Annotated in this window: 22 protein-coding genes; 7 read left to right on the forward strand and 15 right to left on the reverse strand. The window is 28.7% G+C overall.

Annotation, left to right across the window (positions count from 1 at the left end):
- Positions 1-29: 29 nt before the first annotated feature.
- From ACRC03_RS11700 to ACRC03_RS11760, 13 genes are all read right to left on the reverse strand, one after another.
- Positions 30-977 carry a polysaccharide deacetylase family protein gene (locus ACRC03_RS11700; protein ID WP_438652748.1) on the reverse strand — a complete coding sequence of 316 codons (948 nt, stop codon included), beginning with the start codon at positions 975-977 and terminating at the stop codon, positions 30-32.
- Positions 978-1,257: 280 nt separating this feature from the next.
- Positions 1,258-2,346, reverse strand: a complete 1,089-nt coding sequence (wecB, locus tag ACRC03_RS11705) for a non-hydrolyzing UDP-N-acetylglucosamine 2-epimerase (protein WP_438652803.1) — start codon at positions 2,344-2,346, stop codon at positions 1,258-1,260.
- A gap of 148 nt (positions 2,347-2,494) precedes the next feature.
- On the reverse strand, positions 2,495-3,550 hold the full coding sequence (gene ispG / locus ACRC03_RS11710) for a flavodoxin-dependent (E)-4-hydroxy-3-methylbut-2-enyl-diphosphate synthase (protein ID WP_438652749.1): 1,056 nt from the start codon (positions 3,548-3,550) through the stop codon (positions 2,495-2,497).
- A gap of 31 nt (positions 3,551-3,581) precedes the next feature.
- A complete protein-coding gene (gene rseP, locus ACRC03_RS11715; RefSeq protein ID WP_438652750.1) occupies positions 3,582-4,589 on the reverse strand; it encodes an RIP metalloprotease RseP in 1,008 nt (335 codons plus the stop codon).
- Positions 4,590-4,594: 5 nt separating this feature from the next.
- Positions 4,595-5,740: a 1-deoxy-D-xylulose-5-phosphate reductoisomerase gene (locus ACRC03_RS11720; protein ID WP_438652751.1), complete on the reverse strand. Its 1,146-nt coding sequence runs from the start codon at positions 5,738-5,740 to the stop codon at positions 4,595-4,597.
- Positions 5,741-5,942: 202 nt separating this feature from the next.
- The gene (locus ACRC03_RS11725; RefSeq protein ID WP_438652752.1) at positions 5,943-6,722 is read right to left on the reverse strand and encodes a phosphatidate cytidylyltransferase; all 780 of its coding nucleotides are present in this window, start codon (positions 6,720-6,722) and stop codon (positions 5,943-5,945) included.
- Between the two features lie 12 nt (positions 6,723-6,734).
- Positions 6,735-7,457: an isoprenyl transferase gene (locus ACRC03_RS11730; protein WP_438652753.1), complete on the reverse strand. Its 723-nt coding sequence runs from the start codon at positions 7,455-7,457 to the stop codon at positions 6,735-6,737.
- A gap of 30 nt (positions 7,458-7,487) precedes the next feature.
- Positions 7,488-7,691 carry a hypothetical protein gene (locus ACRC03_RS11735; protein ID WP_438652754.1) on the reverse strand — a complete coding sequence of 68 codons (204 nt, stop codon included), beginning with the start codon at positions 7,689-7,691 and terminating at the stop codon, positions 7,488-7,490.
- 2 nt (positions 7,692-7,693) lie between these two features.
- Positions 7,694-8,251 (reverse strand): ribosome recycling factor, encoded by a 558-nt coding sequence (gene frr, locus ACRC03_RS11740; RefSeq protein WP_438652755.1) that lies wholly within the window; start codon positions 8,249-8,251, stop codon positions 7,694-7,696.
- A gap of 108 nt (positions 8,252-8,359) precedes the next feature.
- Positions 8,360-9,064, reverse strand: a complete 705-nt coding sequence (gene pyrH, locus ACRC03_RS11745; RefSeq protein WP_438652756.1) for a UMP kinase — start codon at positions 9,062-9,064, stop codon at positions 8,360-8,362.
- A gap of 81 nt (positions 9,065-9,145) precedes the next feature.
- Complete coding sequence (gene tsf, locus ACRC03_RS11750; protein WP_438652757.1) at positions 9,146-10,054, reverse strand: translation elongation factor Ts; 909 nt, start codon at positions 10,052-10,054, stop codon at positions 9,146-9,148.
- 68 nt (positions 10,055-10,122) lie between these two features.
- Positions 10,123-10,842, reverse strand: coding sequence for a 30S ribosomal protein S2 (rpsB, locus tag ACRC03_RS11755; RefSeq protein WP_438652758.1), 720 nt, complete (start codon positions 10,840-10,842; stop codon positions 10,123-10,125).
- A gap of 207 nt (positions 10,843-11,049) precedes the next feature.
- Positions 11,050-12,237, reverse strand: coding sequence for a D-alanyl-D-alanine carboxypeptidase family protein (locus ACRC03_RS11760; RefSeq protein WP_438652759.1), 1,188 nt, complete (start codon positions 12,235-12,237; stop codon positions 11,050-11,052).
- 194 nt (positions 12,238-12,431) lie between these two features.
- Between ACRC03_RS11760 and ACRC03_RS11765 the strand changes: the two genes are divergently transcribed.
- Positions 12,432-13,778, forward strand: coding sequence for a hypothetical protein (locus ACRC03_RS11765; protein ID WP_438652760.1), 1,347 nt, complete (start codon positions 12,432-12,434; stop codon positions 13,776-13,778).
- Between the two features lie 15 nt (positions 13,779-13,793).
- On the opposite strand, the gene ACRC03_RS11770 is transcribed toward ACRC03_RS11765, so the two are convergent.
- Entirely contained in the window at positions 13,794-15,947 is a 2,154-nt protein-coding gene (locus ACRC03_RS11770) for an FkbM family methyltransferase (protein ID WP_438652761.1), read from the reverse strand.
- Positions 15,948-16,138: 191 nt separating this feature from the next.
- Between ACRC03_RS11770 and ACRC03_RS11775 the strand changes: the two genes are divergently transcribed.
- The 6 genes from ACRC03_RS11775 (at position 16,139) to ACRC03_RS11800 (ending at position 19,074) form a co-directional block, all read left to right on the forward strand.
- Positions 16,139-16,438, forward strand: a complete 300-nt coding sequence (locus tag ACRC03_RS11775; protein ID WP_438652762.1) for a hypothetical protein — start codon at positions 16,139-16,141, stop codon at positions 16,436-16,438.
- A 23-nt stretch (positions 16,439-16,461) separates the two neighbouring features.
- Positions 16,462-16,800, forward strand: a complete 339-nt coding sequence (locus tag ACRC03_RS11780) for a hypothetical protein (RefSeq protein WP_438652763.1) — start codon at positions 16,462-16,464, stop codon at positions 16,798-16,800.
- Positions 16,801-16,878: 78 nt separating this feature from the next.
- Positions 16,879-17,187 (forward strand): hypothetical protein, encoded by a 309-nt coding sequence (locus tag ACRC03_RS11785; protein WP_438652764.1) that lies wholly within the window; start codon positions 16,879-16,881, stop codon positions 17,185-17,187.
- A gap of 18 nt (positions 17,188-17,205) precedes the next feature.
- Entirely contained in the window at positions 17,206-17,511 is a 306-nt protein-coding gene (locus ACRC03_RS11790) for a hypothetical protein (RefSeq protein WP_438652765.1), read from the forward strand.
- 180 nt (positions 17,512-17,691) lie between these two features.
- A complete protein-coding gene (locus ACRC03_RS11795) occupies positions 17,692-18,804 on the forward strand; it encodes a DEAD/DEAH box helicase (protein WP_438652766.1) in 1,113 nt (370 codons plus the stop codon).
- Between the two features lie 75 nt (positions 18,805-18,879).
- The gene (locus ACRC03_RS11800) at positions 18,880-19,074 is read left to right on the forward strand and encodes a hypothetical protein (protein WP_438652767.1); all 195 of its coding nucleotides are present in this window, start codon (positions 18,880-18,882) and stop codon (positions 19,072-19,074) included.
- A gap of 65 nt (positions 19,075-19,139) precedes the next feature.
- Here ACRC03_RS11800 and ACRC03_RS11805 read toward each other — a convergent pair whose 3' ends face one another.
- On the reverse strand, positions 19,140-19,712 hold the full coding sequence (locus ACRC03_RS11805) for a 3D domain-containing protein (protein WP_438652768.1): 573 nt from the start codon (positions 19,710-19,712) through the stop codon (positions 19,140-19,142).
- Between the last annotated feature and the right edge of the window lie 194 nt (positions 19,713-19,906).

The raw sequence follows: 19,906 nt of genomic DNA on the forward strand, positions 1-19,906 counted from the left end.
AAAAAACCAAGGAAATTCCTTGGTTTTGTCTATGACAATGTTTTAAAAGTATATCCATTATCTTTATAATATTTTATTATATCAGGAAGAGCTTTAGCTGTTTCTTCTTTTCCATAAGTATCATGCATTAATAAAACTACTATTTCTTTACCTTCTGATGTTTTTATTGCTTCTGAAACTAATTGACTCGCTACTTTTTTTCTTCCTTGAGCGTCAGCATTTAAAGCATTCCAGTCTATTGATGCCATATTATTTTCATCTAAATAATTCTCTAAAGCATCCATCCCCTTCCATGACATAAATCCACCTGGACATCTTATAACTCTCGTAGAGAAGTATGGTCCTAAAATCTCTTTTAATATTTCATCCGTTTTAGCAAAATCCGCTTTAAAATTTTCTAAATTTAAAGTTTTATTTGGATATAAATATTTATAATCATGACTATAAGAATGGTTTGCTATTGCATTTCCATAATCAAAAGATTGTTTAATAAGATCTTTTGCAGCTTGTCCTCCTCTTTCTATGTTCGTCCCAGTAACAAAGAAAGTTGCTCTTACATCATTTTCTTTTAATACATCTAAAATCTGAGGTGTAACTGTAGTAGATGACCCATCATCAAATGTTAAAAATACTATTTTTTCACCATTGTTTAAATAATTAAATTTTTTTAATTTTTCAGCCACCTTAGTTGCATCGTAAGTATATTTTTTCGCCTCATTATTTACTCCAACGATTTTCTTTTTTGCTTCTTCCTCTTCCTTACGCTTTTTTTCTGCTGCAATTCTTTCTGCTTCTGCTTTTTGTTGCATTTCTATTTTTTCTTGTTTTTTGTCCGATATATATGAAGTAGTTGCTCCAACTATTTTTATTCCTATAAATATTGCTATAATTGCTATAATTGCAACTATTATATTCTTTTTAGTTTTTGCTGTTTTCTTCTGCTTTGAACCGAAATTTATTTTACTCCTTTTAGCCATATTAACCTCCCTTTAAGTGTTGTTTTTTGTCATATTTCCACTATATATATTACATTACTTTATACAAAAAAATCAAATGTATAATAATTACAATTTAGTTACATTTCATTTTATATAGTTTAAAAACTAAATTGTAACATAATTTTAAATTTAAATGTCATATTTTTAATAATTTATGATGTAATTATATTTTGAAAAATAAAAACTGCCATCAATTTTTTGTGGCAGCTTTTCATCATGTATTTTATTTTAAAATATAGTATAATATTAAATTAAAATACTACAATATTTTATTTACTAATATATCAACTATTCTTACACAAGCATATCCATCACCATAAGGGTTAGATGATTTGCTCATTTGTTCATATACAGATTTATCATTAAGTAACAATTTTAAATTATTATAAATTGACTCTTCACCTGTACCTACTAATTTAAGTGTTCCTGCTTCTACACCTTCTGGTCTTTCTGTAGTGTCTCTCATAACAAGAACTGGTTTGCCTAATGATGGTGCCTCTTCTTGAATTCCTCCACTATCAGTTAATATAAGATAAGATTTATTTAAAAAGTTATGAAAATCTAAAACGTTTAATGATTCTATAATCCTAATCCTATTATTATTCCCTAAAATTTCCTCTGCAATTTTTCTTACTATAGGATTTTTGTGTATAGGATAAATAACTTTAATATCTTTATGTTCATCTACTATTCTCCTAATCGCTCTAAACATATTTTTAAGAGGTTCTCCTAAATTTTCTCTTCTGTGTGCAGTTAACATTATTAGCTTCTTATCACCTAACCATTCTAATTGAAAATGACTATAATCATCCTTTACTGTAGTCTTAAGTGCATCTATTCCAGTATTGCCTGTTACATATATTTGATTTATATTTTTGCCTTCTTTTATTAAATTTTCCTTTGCTAATAATGTAGGTGCAAAGTGATAATTTGATACAATACCTGTAGCCTGTCTATTAAATTCTTCAGGATATGGCGAGTAAATATTGTAAGTTCTAAGGCCTGCCTCTACATGTCCAACTGGTATGTTAAGGTAGAAAGCTGTAAGTGCGGTAACAAAAGTTGTTGTTGTATCACCATGTACTAATACTAGGTTTGGTCTTATATTTTCTAACAAATTCTTCATACCAGATAAAATATTTTGTGTTATATCAAATAGATCTTGTTTATCCTTCATGATGCTCAAATCATAGTCTGGCTCTACATTAAAAACCTCTAGTACTTGGTCTAGCATTTGACGATGTTGTCCTGTGACACATACTACTGTTTTAAAATCACTTCTGCTTTTAAGTTCTTTAACTAAAGGACACATTTTTATAGCTTCTGGTCTAGTTCCAAATACAACCATAACTTTTTTCAAATATTACATCCTCCCCCCACTTTATATATTATTCATTATCTTTCAGCTTTTAAGTTGTATTAGTTATTTCAATAGTCATTCTATGATTTATAAATAAATAAATACCAATATAGTTTAACTATATTGGTATTTCCTTTTAGTATTTTTCTATTTCATCTAATAGTTCTTTTACTAAATCTTCACCTTTTATTTTTCTAACGATTTCACCTTTTTTAAATAGTAAACCTTCACCTTTTCCACCTGCAATACCTATATCCGCTTCTCTGGCTTCTCCTGGTCCATTAACTGCACATCCCATAATAGCTACTGTAATGTCTTTGTCCATACTGCTTATCTTATCTTCTACTTCGTTTACGACACTTATTAGATCTATATTACATCTTCCACAAGTAGGACAAGATACAACTTTTATCTTATCATTTAGCAATTCCAAGCTTCTAAGTATTTCTTTACCTACTATTACTTCTTCGCATGGGTCTCCAGTTAAAGATATTCTTATAGTATCTCCTATTCCTTTTAATAATAATGCTCCTACTCCTATAGAAGATTTAATTGTTCCTTTTTTTACACTTCCAGATTCAGTTATACCAATATGTAATGGATAGTCTATTTTTTTTGATATTAATTCATAAGCCTCTATCGTTTTATATATATCGGAAGATTTAAGCGATATTACTATATTATAAAAATCTAATTCTTCAAGAATTTTTACGTGACCTAAAGCACTTTCAACTAAAGCTTCAGCTGTAGCACTTCCATACTTTTCTAAAAGCTCTTTTTCTAGAGAACCACCATTTACACCTATTCTTATTTTTAGATTTTTTTCCTTACATTTTTCTACTACCATTTTTACTTTTTCTATACTACCAATGTTTCCCGGATTTATTCTAACTCCATCTACACCTTGATCTATAGCTTCTAGTGCTAATTTATAATCAAAGTGTATATCAGCTATTACTGGTATATTTACATTAGCTTTTATTTTTCCTATATTCTTCGCAGCTTCCATATCAGGTACTGCTACCCTAACAACTTCACAACCTACTTCCTCTAATCTTTTTATTTGAGAAATTGTAGAATCTGCATCTCTTGTATCTGTATTAGTCATAGATTGTATGCTAATAGGATTATTACTCCCTATTTTAACATTACCTACACTAACTTCTCTACATATTCTTCTTTTGTAACTCATATATTTTCTCCTTTAAGTAAGCAACACTTATTTAAAATAATCTAAGTATATCTTTGTATGTTATAAATACCATAAATGCCATTAGTAGAGCGAATCCAGCCATATGTATTGCAGCTTCTTTATTAGGATCTAACTTTCTACCACCTCTAATAGCTTCTATAGCTAACATAACCAATCTACCACCATCTAGTGCAGGTATTGGTAATAAGTTTAATATACCTAAGTTTAAGCTTATTACTGAACCTATATACATTAAATTAAAGAATCCTTTACTTGCTTGATCTGATACTATACTTATAACACCTACAGGACCTGTTACTGCATTTTCAACGCCTCCTGGTACTGAACCAGTAAATAATTGACCAAAGAATACTACCATTTGTTTACTCATATCAATTGTAGTTGTAAAAGCTCCTGATATTGCACCTAAAATACTTTTTTCATATTTGGGACCAATCCCTATAACATATTGACCTTGCTCATTTTTTTCTGGCACTAAATTAAATTCTTTTTTATTACCATCTCTTTCTACTGCAATATTTACTTTTTTACCTTCAGAACTTCTTAATTTTTTAACTATGTCTTCCCAAGACTTAATTTTAACATCATTTATCTCTACTATTTTATCATCTACTTTTAGTCCTGCTGCTTGAGCTGGAGTATTTGGAGTAATTTGACCTAATGTAGTACTTGGTGAACCCATATATAAGAATACAGGTATTAAAATAATTACAGCAAATACTATATTAAAAAGTGGACCTGCAAAAAGTACGCTCGCTCTTTGTAATATACTTTTTTCTCCAAATGATCTAGGGTCGTTAGATTCTCCATCTTCACCTTCCATAGCACAGTATCCACCAAGTGGAAGTAGTCTTAAGGAGTACTTTGTTTCTCCTTTTTGAGTGCTAAATATTTTAGGACCCATTCCTATTGCAAATTCATGAACTTTAATTCCAGCCTTTTTTGCAAGTAAAAAATGACCTAGTTCATGTACAAATATAATTACTCCAAAGAGTAATATAGCTGCTATTATTGTCATTTATTTCACCTTCTTTCTAAATACTCTCTTGTCCATTTGTCTATTTCTAGTATTTCTTCTAGTGTTGGATTACTTATACTATTATGGACTTCTAATGTTTTTTCTATATAATATGGTATGTCATAGAATCCAATTTTATCCTCTAAAAATTCATTTACTAATACTTCATTTGCACTATTTAAAACTGCAGAATATGTACCACCCATTTTTAAACTTTCATAAGCAAGTTTTAAGCATGGAAAAGTATTTAAATCTGGTTCTTCAAAAGTTAATGTTGCTACTTTAGCTAAATCTAATCTTTCAAAGTCACACTCTACTCTATCAGGATAAGATAAAGCATATTGTATTGGTAATCTCATATCAGGACATCCTAATTGAGCAATTACAGAGCTATCTATAAATTGTACCATTGAATGTATTATACTTTGAGGATGTACCACTACATCTATTTGTTCTTGACCCACTCCAAATAACCATTTAGCTTCTATAACTTCTAGCCCCTTATTCATAAGTGTAGAAGAATCTATACTTATTTTTCTTCCCATAGACCAATTAGGATGCTTTAGTGCTTGATTTTTAGTTACATTTAATAAATCATTTTTACTTTTACCCCTAAATGGACCACCTGAAGCTGTTAATATTATTTTTTCTATCTCTTTATTTTGCTCTCCATTTAAACATTGGAAGATTGCACTATGTTCACTATCTACTGGTAGAATGCTTACATTATGTTTCTTAGCTTCTCTCATTACTAAATCTCCTGCACATACTAATGTTTCTTTGTTTGCAAGAGCTATATCCTTACCTTTTTTAATAGCTTCTAGTGTTGGAACTAAACCTATCATGCCTACTATTGCAGTTAAAAGTACATCTATTTCATCTAAGGAAGATATTATTTTTAGTCCTTCCATACCACTAAATACTTCTATATTTATATTAACAGGTATCATTGATTTTAGTTTTAATGCACTACTTTCATTATATACAGCTACATATTTAGGTCTAAATTCTATTATTTGCTCTAGCAATAAATCTACGCTGCTATTAGCTGATATTGCAATAACTTCAAACTTATCTTTGTGTTGTCTAACTACATCTAAAGTTTGCTTCCCTATAGATCCTGTTGATCCTAGTATTGATATTCTCTTCATAACTTTCCCTTTCTATTTTATTGTAATTTTTGTCATTGTATTATTATACCACTTTTATTCATATTATTCTGTAATTTGAAATAAAATTCATATATGAATATTACTAGATTTTATATTGTACACCTTTATATCTACATACAATCTATAAACTTACTTAATTAGCCAATAAACAGCTAAAGCTTCAGTTTTTCTTAAACTGAAGCTATCTTATAAATAGGCTTATTGTGTAATATACAAATGGTGCTACTAATATAACACTATCAAATCTATCTAATATACCGCCGTGTCCTGGTATTAATTTTCCATAATCTTTTATACCTACGTATCTTTTTATTGAAGATGCAAATAGGTCTCCAAACTGTGCTACTATACTTCCTAAGCTTCCTATTATAACCATAGATGTCAAATCTAAATTGAATATATATCCAAATAATATGCAACCTAAGGTACTTCCTAATATTCCACCAATACCACCTTCAATAGTTTTTTTAGGACTAACTTTTGGAATTAATTTATGTTTTCCAAATAAATATCCTGCAAAGTATGCACATATATCAGTCATAAATGCAATTATAAATATAATCCACACATAAATTTTTCCAAATTGAAAAGTATTTAGAGTTAGTACTATGAAATCTAAAAACATTCCTACATATACAATCCCAAAAAATGTAATTGTAATATCTATTATGTCGTTTTTCACTCTAAGAAGATAGGTTATTGAGCATAAGAATAATACAAAAACTATTACATATGTATATTCCGTATGTAAGCCTAGTATATTTTTTAATGCTAAGTAGACAGAGAATATATACCCTATATTAAATAGAGGATGTATTTCTTTTGCTTCAAAGGCTTTATAAAATTCATTTAAAGCAATTCCAACTATTATACTTTCTGCTATGTATAAAGGCAAACCACCTATTATAATCAATATAAATAATGGCACTAAGGCTAATGCAGCAATAATTCTTGTACGCATATAATACTCTCCTTACTTAAGGCCTCCAAACCTTCTATCTCTATTTTGATAAATATAGACTGCTTTTTGTAATTCTTCTTCATTGAAATCTGGCCAATGTATATCTGTAAAGTAAAACTCTGAGTAAGAAGCTTCCCATATTAAGAAGTTACTTAATCTTTCTTCTCCGCTTGTTCTTATTATTAAATCTGGATCTGGAATAGAATTTGTACTTAAGTATTTCTTTATTGTATCTTCATCTATATTACCTATATCTAGTTTACCACATTTTGTATCTTTTACTATATCTATTATTGCATTTTTTATATCTTGTCTAGCTCCATAGTTTAGTGCTAAGTTTAAATTTATTCCTGTATTAAACTTAGTTAATTCATAAGCTCTATCTATTTCACTTTTGCAATTTTTTGGTAGACCATCTACACTTCCTATTGTAGTAATTCTTACATTATGTTCATGCAATACTCTAGTTTCATTTTTTAAATATGATGATAATAAATTCATTAGAGTATCAACTTCAAGCTTAGGTCTTTTCCAATTTTCTGTAGAAAAAGCATATAGAGTTAGATGTTTAACACCTAATCTTTGGCATTCTTTTAGAACTTTTCTAATCGTCTCTACTCCTGCCTTATGACCAGCAGATCTTGGAAGGAACTTTCCCTTAGCCCATCTTCCATTACCATCCATAATAATAGCAATATGAGCAGGCACTTTACTTAATTCTATATCATATTTCATATATTATGCCTCCATTACAATTTCTGACTCCTATTTTAAGGAGTCAGAAAAATATGTGATTAATAGCTCTACACCATTTTCCATTTCTGATATTTTAATTACCTTAGGAATAATTAACTTATCCCTATCTTTTCTACCTTCAACAGTTTTTATAGTGTAGTTTATATTCTTTTCTTTTAAAAATTCCTCTACTGTATTTACATGAAGGCCTAAAAGGTTATAATATTTTTCCAATATTATACCTCCATTATATCTTTTTCTTTTGATACTGCTACTGTATCTATTTCTTTGATGAATTTATCGGTCATTTTTTGAACTTCATCTTGTGCCTTCTTTAATTCATCTTCAGTTATTTCCCCGTTTTTTTCCATTTTCTTTAGGTCTTCGTTAGCGTCTCTTCTTTCATTTCTTATTCTAACTTTGAATTCTTCAGATATTTTATGAGCTTTTTTAGCTAATTCTTTTCTTCTTTCTTCTGTTAAAGCTGGCACTGCTATTCTTATAACTTGTCCATCATTACTTGGATTTAAACCTAAATCAGAGTTTCTTATAGCTTTTTCTATTTCAGCCATAGAAGTTTTATCCCATGGGCTTATCATTAATGTTCTTGGTTCTGGAACTGATATTGCAGCCATTTGGTTTACTGGAGTTGGTGTTCCATAGTAATCAACTCTTACTTTGTCTAACATTTGAGCATTAGCTCTTCCTGTTCTTATTGTAGTGTATTCATATTTAAGTGCATCAATTGTTTTAGTCATTTTAGATTCTAATTGCTTGTGTAGTTCTAATTTCATTAGTTTTATCCTCCTAATTTTTATAATTTGACTTTAATGTACAAAGTCTTGTTAAAATTTTTATTAGTGAAATAAATAATATAAATCTACTATTTATTATTGTCAACTTTATCTTACTGTTGTTCCTATGTTTTCTCCCATTACTGCCTTTATTATATTCTCTGTTGAAAGTTCAAATACCTTTATAGGAATCTTATTATCCATACATAAAGATGTTGCAGTTGAATCCATAACTTTTAATTCTTTTTGAAGAACTTCTATATAACTTAATTCTTCAAATTTAACAGCATCTGAATGTACCTTTGGATCCTTATCGTATACTGCATCAACATTTTTAGCAAGTAATATAACTTCGGCTTCCATTTCAGCAGCACGTAAAGCTGCAGCAGTATCTGTTGAGAAATACGGATTTCCTGTTCCTGCACCAAATATAACAACTCTGTTCTTTTCTAAGTGTCTAACTGCTTTTCTTCTTATATAAGGTTCCGCTATTTGTCTCATTTCTATAGCTGTTTGAACTCTTGTCTGTACCTCTATATTTTCAAGTGCATCCTGTAATGCCATTGAATTCATTACAGTAGCAAGCATTCCTATATAGTCTGCTGTAGTTCTATCCATACCTTCTGATGTTCTACCTCTCCAGAAGTTACCACCACCTACGACAACAGATACTTCTACACCTACTTCATGTATTTTTCTTATAGCTATAGCTATTTCGTTTACGATATCATTGTTTATACCGAAACCTTTATCACCTGATAATGCTTCACCACTAAGTTTTAGCAGTACTCTTTTGTACATTGGGTTATTCATAAGAAATCCTCCTAATTGGAATTGAATCATGCTTTTTCTATTTTTTAAAAAAAGAGAACACTTAAGTGTCCTCTCTTATAATTACTTAAGTTGCTTAGCAACTTCTTCTGCAAAGTTTTCTTCTTTCTTTTCTATACCTTCTCCAACTTCGAATCTTACAACTCTAACAACTTCTATTTCAGCTCCTACTTTTTTAGCAGTATCTGCAACTAATTGCTTTATAGTTAAATCAGGGTTCTTAACGAAAGGTTGCTCTAATAAACAAACGTCCTTTAATTGTTTTTCAAGTCTTCCTTTTATCATCTTCTCAACTATGTTAGCTGGCTTTCCTTCGTTTAAAGCTTGTTGAGTTAATATTTCTGTTTCATGAGCTATGTAATCAGCATCTACATCGTTTCTTGAAACATACTTAGGGTTCATAGCAGCAACTTGCATAGCTATATCTCTTCCCATAGTTATAACTTCTGCATCTCTTGCAGTAGTTTTCATTTCAACTAAGACACCTATTTTTCCACCACCGTGTATGTATCCAGCAACTTGTCCATCAGTTACTATCTTGTTGAATCTTCTGAAGTCTAACTTTTCTCCTATTGTAGCTATTCTGTTGTTTAATACTTCAGATAAAGCTATTCCTTCAGCATGAGTTTCTGCTAATAATTCAGCTATATCTTCTTTATCAGTAGCTAAAGCCATCATTGCAGCATCCTTAACAAAAGTTTTGAAATCTTCGTTCTTTGCAACGAAGTCAGTTTCTGAATTTACTTCTACTATAGAAGCAACTGTATTATCATCGTTCATTTCTATAGCAACTAATCCTTCAGCAGCTATTCTATCAGCTTTTTTAGCAGCTTTAGATAAACCTTTTTCTCTTAATAAATCTACAGCTCTTTCCATGCTACCTTCAGCTTCTTGTAAAGTTTTTTTACAATCCATCATTCCAGCACCTGTTAATTCCCTTAACTCTTTAACCATTTGTGCAGTTATAGCCATTTGGGTTACCTCCTATATATTAGTAATGGTAAGGGCATGACCCTTACCATTCAGTTTTTATTTATAGATTATTTTTGGTCTTCAGACTCTTCTACTTCTTCTTCAGCACCTTGTCTACCTTCAATTATCGCATTAGCCATAGCAGCAGTTATTAATTTAACAGCTCTTATAGCATCATCGTTACCAGGTATAGCATAATCTAATTCTTCTGGGTCACAGTTAGTATCAACTATACCAAATACTGGTATACCTAATCTATGAGCTTCTTGTATCGCTATGTTTTCTTTTCTTGGGTCAACTATGAACATAGCTCCTGGTAATTCAGGCATATCTTTCATACCATTTAGGTATTTTTCTAATTTTTCTTTTTCAGCTCTTAACTTTATAACTTCTTTTTTAGGAAGAACATTGAATACACCTTCGTTTTCCATTTTTTCTAATTTTCTTAATTTGTTTATTCTTGTTTGTATAGTTTTGTGGTTTGTTAACATTCCACCTAACCATCTTTCGTTAACGTAGAACATTCCACATCTTTGAGCTTCTTCTCTTATAGCATCTTGAGCTTGTTTCTTAGTTCCTACGAATAATACTGGCTTACCAGTTTCAGCTACTTCTTTCATAGCTCTGTAAGCTTCTTCAGCTTTCTTAACTGTTTTTTGTAAGTCTATTATATATATTCCATTTCTTTCTGTGAAGATGTATTTAGCCATCTTAGGGTTCCATCTTCTAGTTTGATGTCCGAAGTGAACACCAGCTTCTAATAATTGTTTCATTGATATTACTGACATTTAGTACCTCCTTGGTTTTATACCTCCGACACAATCAACTCTTAAAACAACCTCTTGGGCACCGTTTTAAGATCCTATGTCGTGTGTGATTAGTTTTTTATTTTTTCACCTCTAGTAGTATATCATAGAAATTTGCAAAATACAATATGTTTTATCCCTTTTATTTTTATCCTTTTTTATCTAGATTATATACTGTTTGCTATTTTCTTAATCAGTAAAAATCATTTTTATTTTTGTCTTTAAAGATGCAGTATCTACATCATTGTCACTTACTATGTCTACACTACCTAAAATTTCTCCATCTTCGGTGTAGTATTTTATTACACCAAGAACATCGCCTTTTTTAATAGGATATCTTACTTCCTTAAAGGTAATTTGTGAGTTTAATTTTTCTTCTTTTCCTATTATTGTATAAAGTTCTTTATCCGCTTTTAGTATTACTTCTAACTCCAGTATTCCTTTTATATATTTTTTTCCTATTAATTGATTTTTAGTCATTACTTTTTTTGTTGTAAAATTTTCTTTTCCAAACTTTAAAATTGAAAGAGATGTAGATAACCTTTTATCTTTGTGGTTAGTCCCTAGTACTACACCTATTATTCTATGCTCCTTTTCATTTAAGTCATCTTTATCTACGTTCATAGAAAAAGCTAGACAGTATCCTGCATTACCTGTATATCCTGTCTTTATCCCATCTACATTAGGAATTATTCCTAACAACGCATTAGTATTATTTTTTACAAATCCTCTTTTTGCATATGAATATGTAGCCATATCTGTAATAGCTACAACTTGCTTTTCATAATTATCAAACATATATTTACCAAGTTTAGCTATATCCCTAGCTGTAGATATATTTTCTCTAGGTGGATTTTTAGGCTGACTTAAATCATATATAGGAAGACCATGAGGATTGACAAAATTAGTATTTGTCATTCCAATTTCCTTAGCTTTTATATTCATTCGTTTTATAAATTTCTTTTCATCTTTACTTATATGTCTTGATATAGCTATTGCAGCATCATTTCCTGATACAATCATAAGACCTTTCATTAACTCTATTAGAGGTACTTTTTCTCCTTCCTTTAAATGATAACTTGACCCTCTTACTGATGCTATTGATTTATCAACAGTTATAATGTCATTAGCATTTACTTCTCTATTTTCTATAGCTTCTATAGCTAATAAAAAGGTCATCATTTTACTTAAACTAGCTAATGGTCGTTTTGCATCAGGATCTTTTTCAAATAGTACTCTATTTGTATCTTGATCTATAAGTATTGATGATTTAGAAAATTTATCTACTTTTTGTTGTGGCAAAGCGTAGGATAGATTTGACACTAACATTGTAACTATTGAAACAACTATTATTAATTTTTGTAGTCTTTTTCTCAAAATGCTCACCTTCTTAAATAATAAGTATGTTTTAATTTTTTCCTTTTTAGGCTAATAATATATCAGTAATTATTTACTAGCTATAATTCTTATTTTTATAAATATATCTTCCAAAATAGTAAACTATTTGATGTACTATTTTTTAATTTCTACATACTATACAATGTGGTAAAAACTAAATATAGGAGGATAGAATGAGTAATATTAATCATATATCAAGTAAACAATTACCTTTTAAAAAAATTTTAATCGGTAGCCCAATATACCAAAAAAAAGATATATTAAAAGAATTTTTACTTTCCTTAGAACAATTACAAAAAGATAATCTAATTGTTGATTATTACTTTATTGATGATAATGTTGACTTACAATCAAAACAACTCCTTTGGAATTTTAAAACTGAACATGATAATGTTTTTTTAGAAACCAGCAAGACCGATGATAATGAATATTACTTTGATAACTACACTCATAGATGGAGTGATAAATTGATAGAAAAAGTATCTATGTTCAAGAATAATATTATTAATTTTTCAATAGAAAAGGATTATGATTATTTATTTCTAATCGACTCCGATATTGTACTTCATCCAAAAACTCTACACCAACTAATTAGTAATGAAAAAGAAATTATTTCAAATATTTTTTGGACTCAATGGACTCCAGATAATCCTCCTTTACCTCAAGTATGGCTTAAGGATGACTATAAATTATATGATGCTATACAAAATGAAAATCTTACAGATACAGAAATCCAAAAGAAAACTATTGATTTTATAAACCTCCTCAAAGAGCATGGTGTGTATAAAGTTGGAGGATTAGGCGCTTGCACTTTAATAAGCAAAAGCGCTTTATTAAAAGGAGTTAATTTTAATCCACTTTATAATATTTCCTTTTGGGGTGAAGATAGACATTTTTGTATAAGAGCTGCTGCTCTAGGCATAGACCTTTTTGTTGATACTTATTATCCAGCTTTTCACATCTATAGAGAGTCTGATTTATTAAAAGTTCATGAATATAAGAAAAATACTTTTTCAAACTTTTCTAACGAAATAGTTCTTCGAAAACAACAATGGGATGAAACAATCAGCACTAATTCTGAGTGGATATTGTTTTTAGATGCAGATGAAGTTTTAGAAGATAAATTTAAAAGTTTAGTTAAAGATTTAATAAAAAATTCTCAATATGATGGATATTTATTTAGATTATATGATTTTTGGGACAACAATCACTACAGAGAAGATGAACTATGGCATGCTCATAAATTTTATAAGCCTTTTATGATTAGATATCAAGAAAATTTCAATTATAAATTTAACGAAGTCCCTCACCACTGCGGTAGAATGCCTGCTAATGTAACAGACCTTTCTGTTACCACTTGTGATTTAAGAATTAAACACTACGGTTGGGCTGATGAAAATGATAGACTCGAAAAATTTAACAGATACATGGAATACGATTCCGATGGACAATATGGATCTATGGAACAATATTTATCAATACTTGATCCTTCCCCTAATATTATAGAATGGATTGAATAACAAAAAACTGTGGCTTTAACCACAGTTTTTTGTTGCCTTTATATATCCATTTGTTCTCGAAACCATTCTTCCTTGAATAGTAAATTCATTTCTTTTTAGTATATTACATATTTTTACAAATGATTCTGGAGTATGAGTTTCCATTATTATTGATTTAGTGTCTACAAGTAATTTTATAAATTTTTCATCTTTAAAGATTTCAATTTCTCCTCCCTCACAATCCATTTTTATAACAATATCTATACCTTTATGCTCTTTTATTATATCCTCTAATATATTTGCAGCTCTTTTAATTTCCACCTCCTCTATTTTATATTCTCCTTCATGTTCGTTATAAGACCTAGGCTTTTCTTCTAGTAATGTAATTTTAGAGTTTCCTTTTAATTTTTCATTGAATATCCCTTTACCTAAAATATCGCTCTTGCCTAATCCATAATTATAAGCTTGAACTTTATCTTGTAGATCTGGATTTAATTTTAAATTATTCAGTAAACAACTATAAGTTAATTTAAAAGGTTCATAACTATATACTTTTTTTACATTTGAATTAGACGCAAAATATATGCTCGCAATTCCAACGTTAGCTCCTATATCAATCACTACACACTCTTTATTGGTAACGATTTCATATTCTTTATTTCTAAAAACTTCATTGAAAATTTCTATTTCTTCTAACTCTTTAAATTCAAAGTATACTCCATCATAATCAAATTTAATTTTCCCATCATCGGTTTGAACTTTACCTAGTTGCTCAAGATATTGTATATATTCATTAAACTTAAAGCTTATATCATCATGTCTAAAAATCTTTATAATTTCTCCATTAACACCTTTAATAAAGTTCAAATTATTATTTTCTATCATTATTAATACTTTTTCATTAATATCTGGAGATGATAAATCTCCACTTCTCATAATCATTATATACTTACCTTTGCAAGCATCTCTCCCTATACTTATTTTTTTGTCATCTATTTCTTTTGGTATTTGAATTACTTGCGCTCTTAAATTTAGTACCATCTCGATGTCTACATCTATATCTTCATTACTAACTACTACTACATTTTCACTTACTTCATTAATACTTTTTATTGTCTCAATTAAGCCCTTATTAGAAAATTCATCAACCGTTATCATGATACTTAAAATATCATCTTCTTTTTTTATTGATAAATTTTCTAATTTATCCCTCATAAGATTTATATTGTATTGATTTTCAAAATGACTTATTGGGTAGTCATATTTTTGTTCCTCGTTGCAATTTATATATTCTTCTAAGCTTTCTTTTGCTCTCGAAAATTTTCCACATTGTATCCATGACATACATTCCATAAAATACAAATCTTTATAGCCTGGAGTAGTTTCCTTAATTTTCTTTATAAAGTTTATCGTGTCATTGAATCTCTTTTCATTATTTAAAACTTTTACTATGTTCATGACTAGTGATGGGTAATATGTGTATTGATATTTTTCTAAATCCATATTATTTAAGGATTTTTTATAGGCTCCTATGGCTTTTTTATATTCATCAATCTTTCCATATTCATTACCTAAAACAAAATAATAATATGCATCCTTATCTTTTTCTTCATATGACTCTAATATATCTATATTTCTTTTGTTTTTTTTATCTAGATTACTCATGTTTCCATCATAACCATAATGATAAAATACTATATCAGTTTCTTTTATACTTTCAAGACCTCTCATCTCTTTAATGGAATTTATAATTTGCTCATGGAGTTTGCCTTTAAATCTATATTTAGGATTGTTTTTATATAATCTTACTCCAGCTGCCTCATAAGAACACTTTCCTTCTATTATATTTAATACCCTTACATAAAACCCTTCATAGTTAAGATTATTATTTAAAATTCCCTTTATTCTTTTCCTATCTTCTTCCCTAATTTCTTCATCTGCATCTATATATAAAATCCAATCCATTGTAGCTTTTTCTAAGGATACATTTCTAGCTTTACTAAAATTTTTTTCCCATTTGTGGTGATAAATTTTAGCTCCTATTTCTTTTGCTATTTCAATAGTTTTATCTGTAGATCCTGTATCCACTACAATAATTTCATCAACTATGTCTTTTATGCTATCTAAGCATCTTTTTATATGTTTTTCTTCATTTTTCACTATTAAACAAGCACTTATTGTGTTATTCATGTTTCACCACTTCCTCTTATTTTTTAAGAAGTATTTACTTAATAACATTTTATTCTTACTTGCTTTCTAATGTTCAAATATTATTATTCTTTTTACATTTTATTTTTACATAGTTATGCAACAATTTCATTCTTTTTCAATATTATATAGTGTAGTATAAAATACTACAAATTTGATATGAGGTGATATATATGGCAAATATGAATATATATTCAAATACTACAAATTCAACATTTTCTGTAGGAGTTTCTAAAAGTTTTACGGTTCTTGCTACTACTTTTGTAGGATATACTCATCCAAGTGGAATAATTGATGGGTTTACAACTTATATAAATGGTGCTACAGCAGCTAATGCAGTAGTTGAATTATTAGACGGTTCTGGTGAAGTTATTCAACAAGTGTTTTCAAATAGCCCACTCGGCGATTTCAGAATTATTACTGATAATAGAACTACTAGTTATACTATAAAAGTTTACTTACCAAGCTTATAGTATAATCTCTAAGGAGTATTTTTATGAATACCAAGATTATAGATGGAAAAAAGTATGTTGAATTAGATATTGTTGATATATATATTGATGGTAATAAAATTGACAAAGAATTTAAATTAGAAAGTTCTAGTGTTGATTTATTAGTTAAATTAGTTGAACCAGTGAATTCTGCTAGTGAAGATTTTTTAGAAAATAATAACGTGAATTCTTTAAATACTAAAGATTTAACTACAGAAGATGAGTTTATTAATAATAATATAAACTCTCAGGAAAATAAACATTCAAAAAAACATGTATACGGCCTGTTTATAATAGCTGTTACTATTATAATTATACAAACTGTTGTAATATTTCTAAAATAAGATAATTTACTTTATCTAAAAATATATCTGTGGGTATTGTGAAATACCCACCTCTAGATATATTTTAGAGGTGAAAATATGGTCTATAAGTCAATAGAGTGGTTAATAAAAAAAGAAGACTTAAAAAATAATTCAATACTTTATAAAAGTTTTTCTCTTGAAGAAGAAAATAAAACTATTATACATGGTATAGCTGTTTATGTAGATAACTACACCCCTGCTAAGAATGCATTGGTATCTCTTCAAGAATCAAAATCAAACGAAGAGCAATACGTAGATAAATATCTTACTTTTACTGATGAAAAAGGATATTTTCTAATTTCTTTCACTCCTGAAGAATATAAAAAATATAAGATAGTTGTTTATTATCCAAGTACTAATTCGTAAAAAATGAGGTGTAAATTTATGGGTACTTTTAATGGTGGCATTGATGTAAAAGTCAATCAAGGAGAGTTAAAAAACATCACTATAAAATTAACTGGCCAAGATGGAGCTATTATTTCTGGCACAGTTACTTTTCCTGATGGTATTACTCCTGTATACAATGCTACAATATTGCTAAGTTATATCTACAATGGTATTTTAAATCCTATTACCTTTAGTTTTACTGATATTCATGGTAATTTTATGTTTGGTATAAAAAATACTAGCCTGGATTATCATATCACCGTTGTTTACAATGAGCCTACAACTGAAATAGTTTCGCCGTAACAAATGTAAAAGTGATATATTATTTATGTCACTTTATTTTTTTAAAATCCATAATTACAAAATAATTGGTATTAATTTTTATATTATGCTATTATATAAAAGTTATAAACTAACCTGTTTTTATACATAATTATATTAAAGAATAAATACTAAATATAGATTAATGAAAGGTACGTTATTATGAATTTTAAAAAATTAGGAATAAGTGATAATATATACAACGTTTTAATGAAAAATGGTATAAATGAGCCAACTCCAGTTCAAGAACAAAGCATTGGCCTTATAATGAATGGTTCTGATGTTATTGCTCAAGCTGCTACTGGCACAGGTAAAACTTTAGCTTTTTTACTTCCAATATTTGAACAGATATCTCCTAACAATAACTTTGTTCAAGGATTAATTATATCTCCAACTAGAGAGCTTGCTATACAAATAACAGAAGAAGCCAACAAGCTATCACAAGGCAAAGATATAAATATTTTAGCTGCTTATGGAGGTAAAGACGTTTCTTCTCAAATAAAAAAATTAAAAGGAAGCATTCATTTAGTTATAGCTACTCCAGGTAGGCTTATAGACCATCTTATGAGAAAAACTGTAGACTTAAGCAAATTAAATACTTTAGTATTGGATGAAGCTGATGAAATGTTATTTATGGGCTTTAAAAACGATATAGAAACTATTATGAAATTTATGCCAAAAAAACGTCAGATGTTATGTTTTTCTGCTACTATGGATTCTCAAGTAAAAAAATTAGCTTATAGATATATGAATGATCCTTGTGTAGTCACTATTCAAAAAGAAGAAAAGTTAACTCTTGACAATATAAAACAAGAAGTAGTTGAAACTACAGATAGACATAAGCAAGACACACTTTGTTCTGTTCTAAATGAAGATAACCCTTTTATGGCAATCATCTTCTGTAGAACTAAGGTAAGAGTTGATAAACTTGAAGAAGGTCTACACCAACGTGGATACAATTGTGCTAAGCTGCATAGTGATATCCAACAATCTAAGCGTGAAAGAATAATGAAGTCATTTAGAAATTCTGATATTCAATATCTTATCGCTACCGATGTTGCTGCTCGTGGATTAGATGTGAGCGGTGTAACACACATTTATAACTATGATATACCTGAAACTGTTGAATCTTATGTACATCGTATAGGTAGAACTGGTAGAGCAGGTGAAGAAGGGTATACTTGCCTTTTTATAGATCCTAAAAATCAAAAAATGTTAGAAGAAATTGAAAAAACCATAAAAATGAGGATATCAAAAAGACAACTAAACCAATAAATAGTATATAATATAATTAACATTTATTACTTACAGTTTTTTAGCTGTCAATTTAAAGGGGGAATATCTATTTAGATGGATAGGTTGTTTAGTTTTTTATTACTTGTAGCAATGGGTATATGTATTTTTTCATTTAACTTATTTTGGACTTCAAATCAGTTAATATTTGTTTTCTTATCTGTAATTGGAATTGGTTTAAGTTTAGTTATGCTACTATGGGGCAACAGAAATTTTTTAAATAAATTTATTGGTTCAAAAGTCAAAAAATAATTCTTTAGTAATTATTAAAAAGGTAGTTTCTTAGTGAAACTACCTTTTTTCTTAAGTAAAAGTCATTATTTTAAAATTTGTATCTCTATTGTTTTTCTTCCCCAGTTGTAACACTCTTTGTTGCTATTCATATATATGTCTATTTTATTTCCTTTTATAGCTCCACCAGTATTATTAGCTATAAACACCTTATTAAAGCAGGGTATATAAACCTTAGTTCCATAAGGTATAACTCTTGGATCAACTGCAATTGTACCCCATATTGGTTTTTGGCCAGTTGATGTAATACCATATCCAGTATAGGCAGTAGCTACAACTTGAACACTAGTTTTACTATTATTGTTATCACCCTCTGGTTTAACTAACTCTTTATCTAATGATATATATTTACCATTTGACCATCCTTTTTTATTATCTGGCCCTTGTATTTTATACCAACCATTATTACTATCTAATATTGTAACTGTTTGATTTTTTTGTAAAGAGCCTATTACATTGTACTTAGTTGATGGACCTTTTCTAATATTTAAACTACTTATAGTTACTTTTCCTGTGTTATCAGCGTATGAACTAGTTGCTCCTAATGTAAATATTACTGTTAAAAGTAACATTACTGTTATTACAGTTTTCTTTATCATAAAAGCTCTCCCATCCTATTTCATTTTTATTTAACCTTTTATATTTTTCTGTATTTGTTGCTTTTTTGTAACTTTTATCTCTAATTACATGGTAGTTGATTTGTAACCTTTTTGTAAAGTATTTTTTGAAATTATTTACAAAAAGGTTACAAATCCATTATTATTATCCTATAAATTTTATACTCTATTATATA

Origin of the sequence: Romboutsia sp. (assembly GCF_051659545.1) — a bacterium.
Taxonomy (GTDB): Bacteria; Bacillota; Clostridia; order Peptostreptococcales; family Peptostreptococcaceae; genus JBOFOR01.

Bases quoted from the DNA above. Each gene is read 5' to 3' on its own strand.
- ACRC03_RS11700 (WP_438652748.1), bottom strand. From the start codon at position 977: ATGGCTAAAAGGAGTAAAATAAATTTCGGTTCAAAGCAGAAGAAAACA.
- wecB (WP_438652803.1), bottom strand. From the start codon at position 2,346: ATGGTTGTATTTGGAACTAGACCAGAAGCTATAAAAATGTGTCCTTTA.
- ispG (WP_438652749.1), bottom strand. From the start codon at position 3,550: ATGAGTTACAAAAGAAGAATATGTAGAGAAGTTAGTGTAGGTAATGTT.
- rseP (WP_438652750.1), bottom strand. From the start codon at position 4,589: ATGACAATAATAGCAGCTATATTACTCTTTGGAGTAATTATATTTGTA.
- ACRC03_RS11720 (WP_438652751.1), bottom strand. From the start codon at position 5,740: ATGAAGAGAATATCAATACTAGGATCAACAGGATCTATAGGGAAGCAA.
- ACRC03_RS11725 (WP_438652752.1), bottom strand. From the start codon at position 6,722: ATGCGTACAAGAATTATTGCTGCATTAGCCTTAGTGCCATTATTTATA.
- ACRC03_RS11730 (WP_438652753.1), bottom strand. From the start codon at position 7,457: ATGAAATATGATATAGAATTAAGTAAAGTGCCTGCTCATATTGCTATT.
- frr (WP_438652755.1), bottom strand. From the start codon at position 8,251: ATGAAATTAGAACTACACAAGCAATTAGAATCTAAAATGACTAAAACA.
- pyrH (WP_438652756.1), bottom strand. From the start codon at position 9,064: ATGAATAACCCAATGTACAAAAGAGTACTGCTAAAACTTAGTGGTGAA.
- tsf (WP_438652757.1), bottom strand. From the start codon at position 10,054: ATGGCTATAACTGCACAAATGGTTAAAGAGTTAAGGGAATTAACAGGT.
- rpsB (WP_438652758.1), bottom strand. From the start codon at position 10,842: ATGTCAGTAATATCAATGAAACAATTATTAGAAGCTGGTGTTCACTTC.
- ACRC03_RS11765 (WP_438652760.1), top strand. From the start codon at position 12,432: ATGAGTAATATTAATCATATATCAAGTAAACAATTACCTTTTAAAAAA.
- ACRC03_RS11770 (WP_438652761.1), bottom strand. From the start codon at position 15,947: ATGAATAACACAATAAGTGCTTGTTTAATAGTGAAAAATGAAGAAAAA.
- ACRC03_RS11775 (WP_438652762.1), top strand. From the start codon at position 16,139: ATGGCAAATATGAATATATATTCAAATACTACAAATTCAACATTTTCT.
- ACRC03_RS11780 (WP_438652763.1), top strand. From the start codon at position 16,462: ATGAATACCAAGATTATAGATGGAAAAAAGTATGTTGAATTAGATATT.
- ACRC03_RS11785 (WP_438652764.1), top strand. From the start codon at position 16,879: ATGGTCTATAAGTCAATAGAGTGGTTAATAAAAAAAGAAGACTTAAAA.
- ACRC03_RS11790 (WP_438652765.1), top strand. From the start codon at position 17,206: ATGGGTACTTTTAATGGTGGCATTGATGTAAAAGTCAATCAAGGAGAG.
- ACRC03_RS11795 (WP_438652766.1), top strand. From the start codon at position 17,692: ATGAATTTTAAAAAATTAGGAATAAGTGATAATATATACAACGTTTTA.
- ACRC03_RS11800 (WP_438652767.1), top strand. From the start codon at position 18,880: ATGGATAGGTTGTTTAGTTTTTTATTACTTGTAGCAATGGGTATATGT.
- ACRC03_RS11805 (WP_438652768.1), bottom strand. From the start codon at position 19,712: ATGATAAAGAAAACTGTAATAACAGTAATGTTACTTTTAACAGTAATA.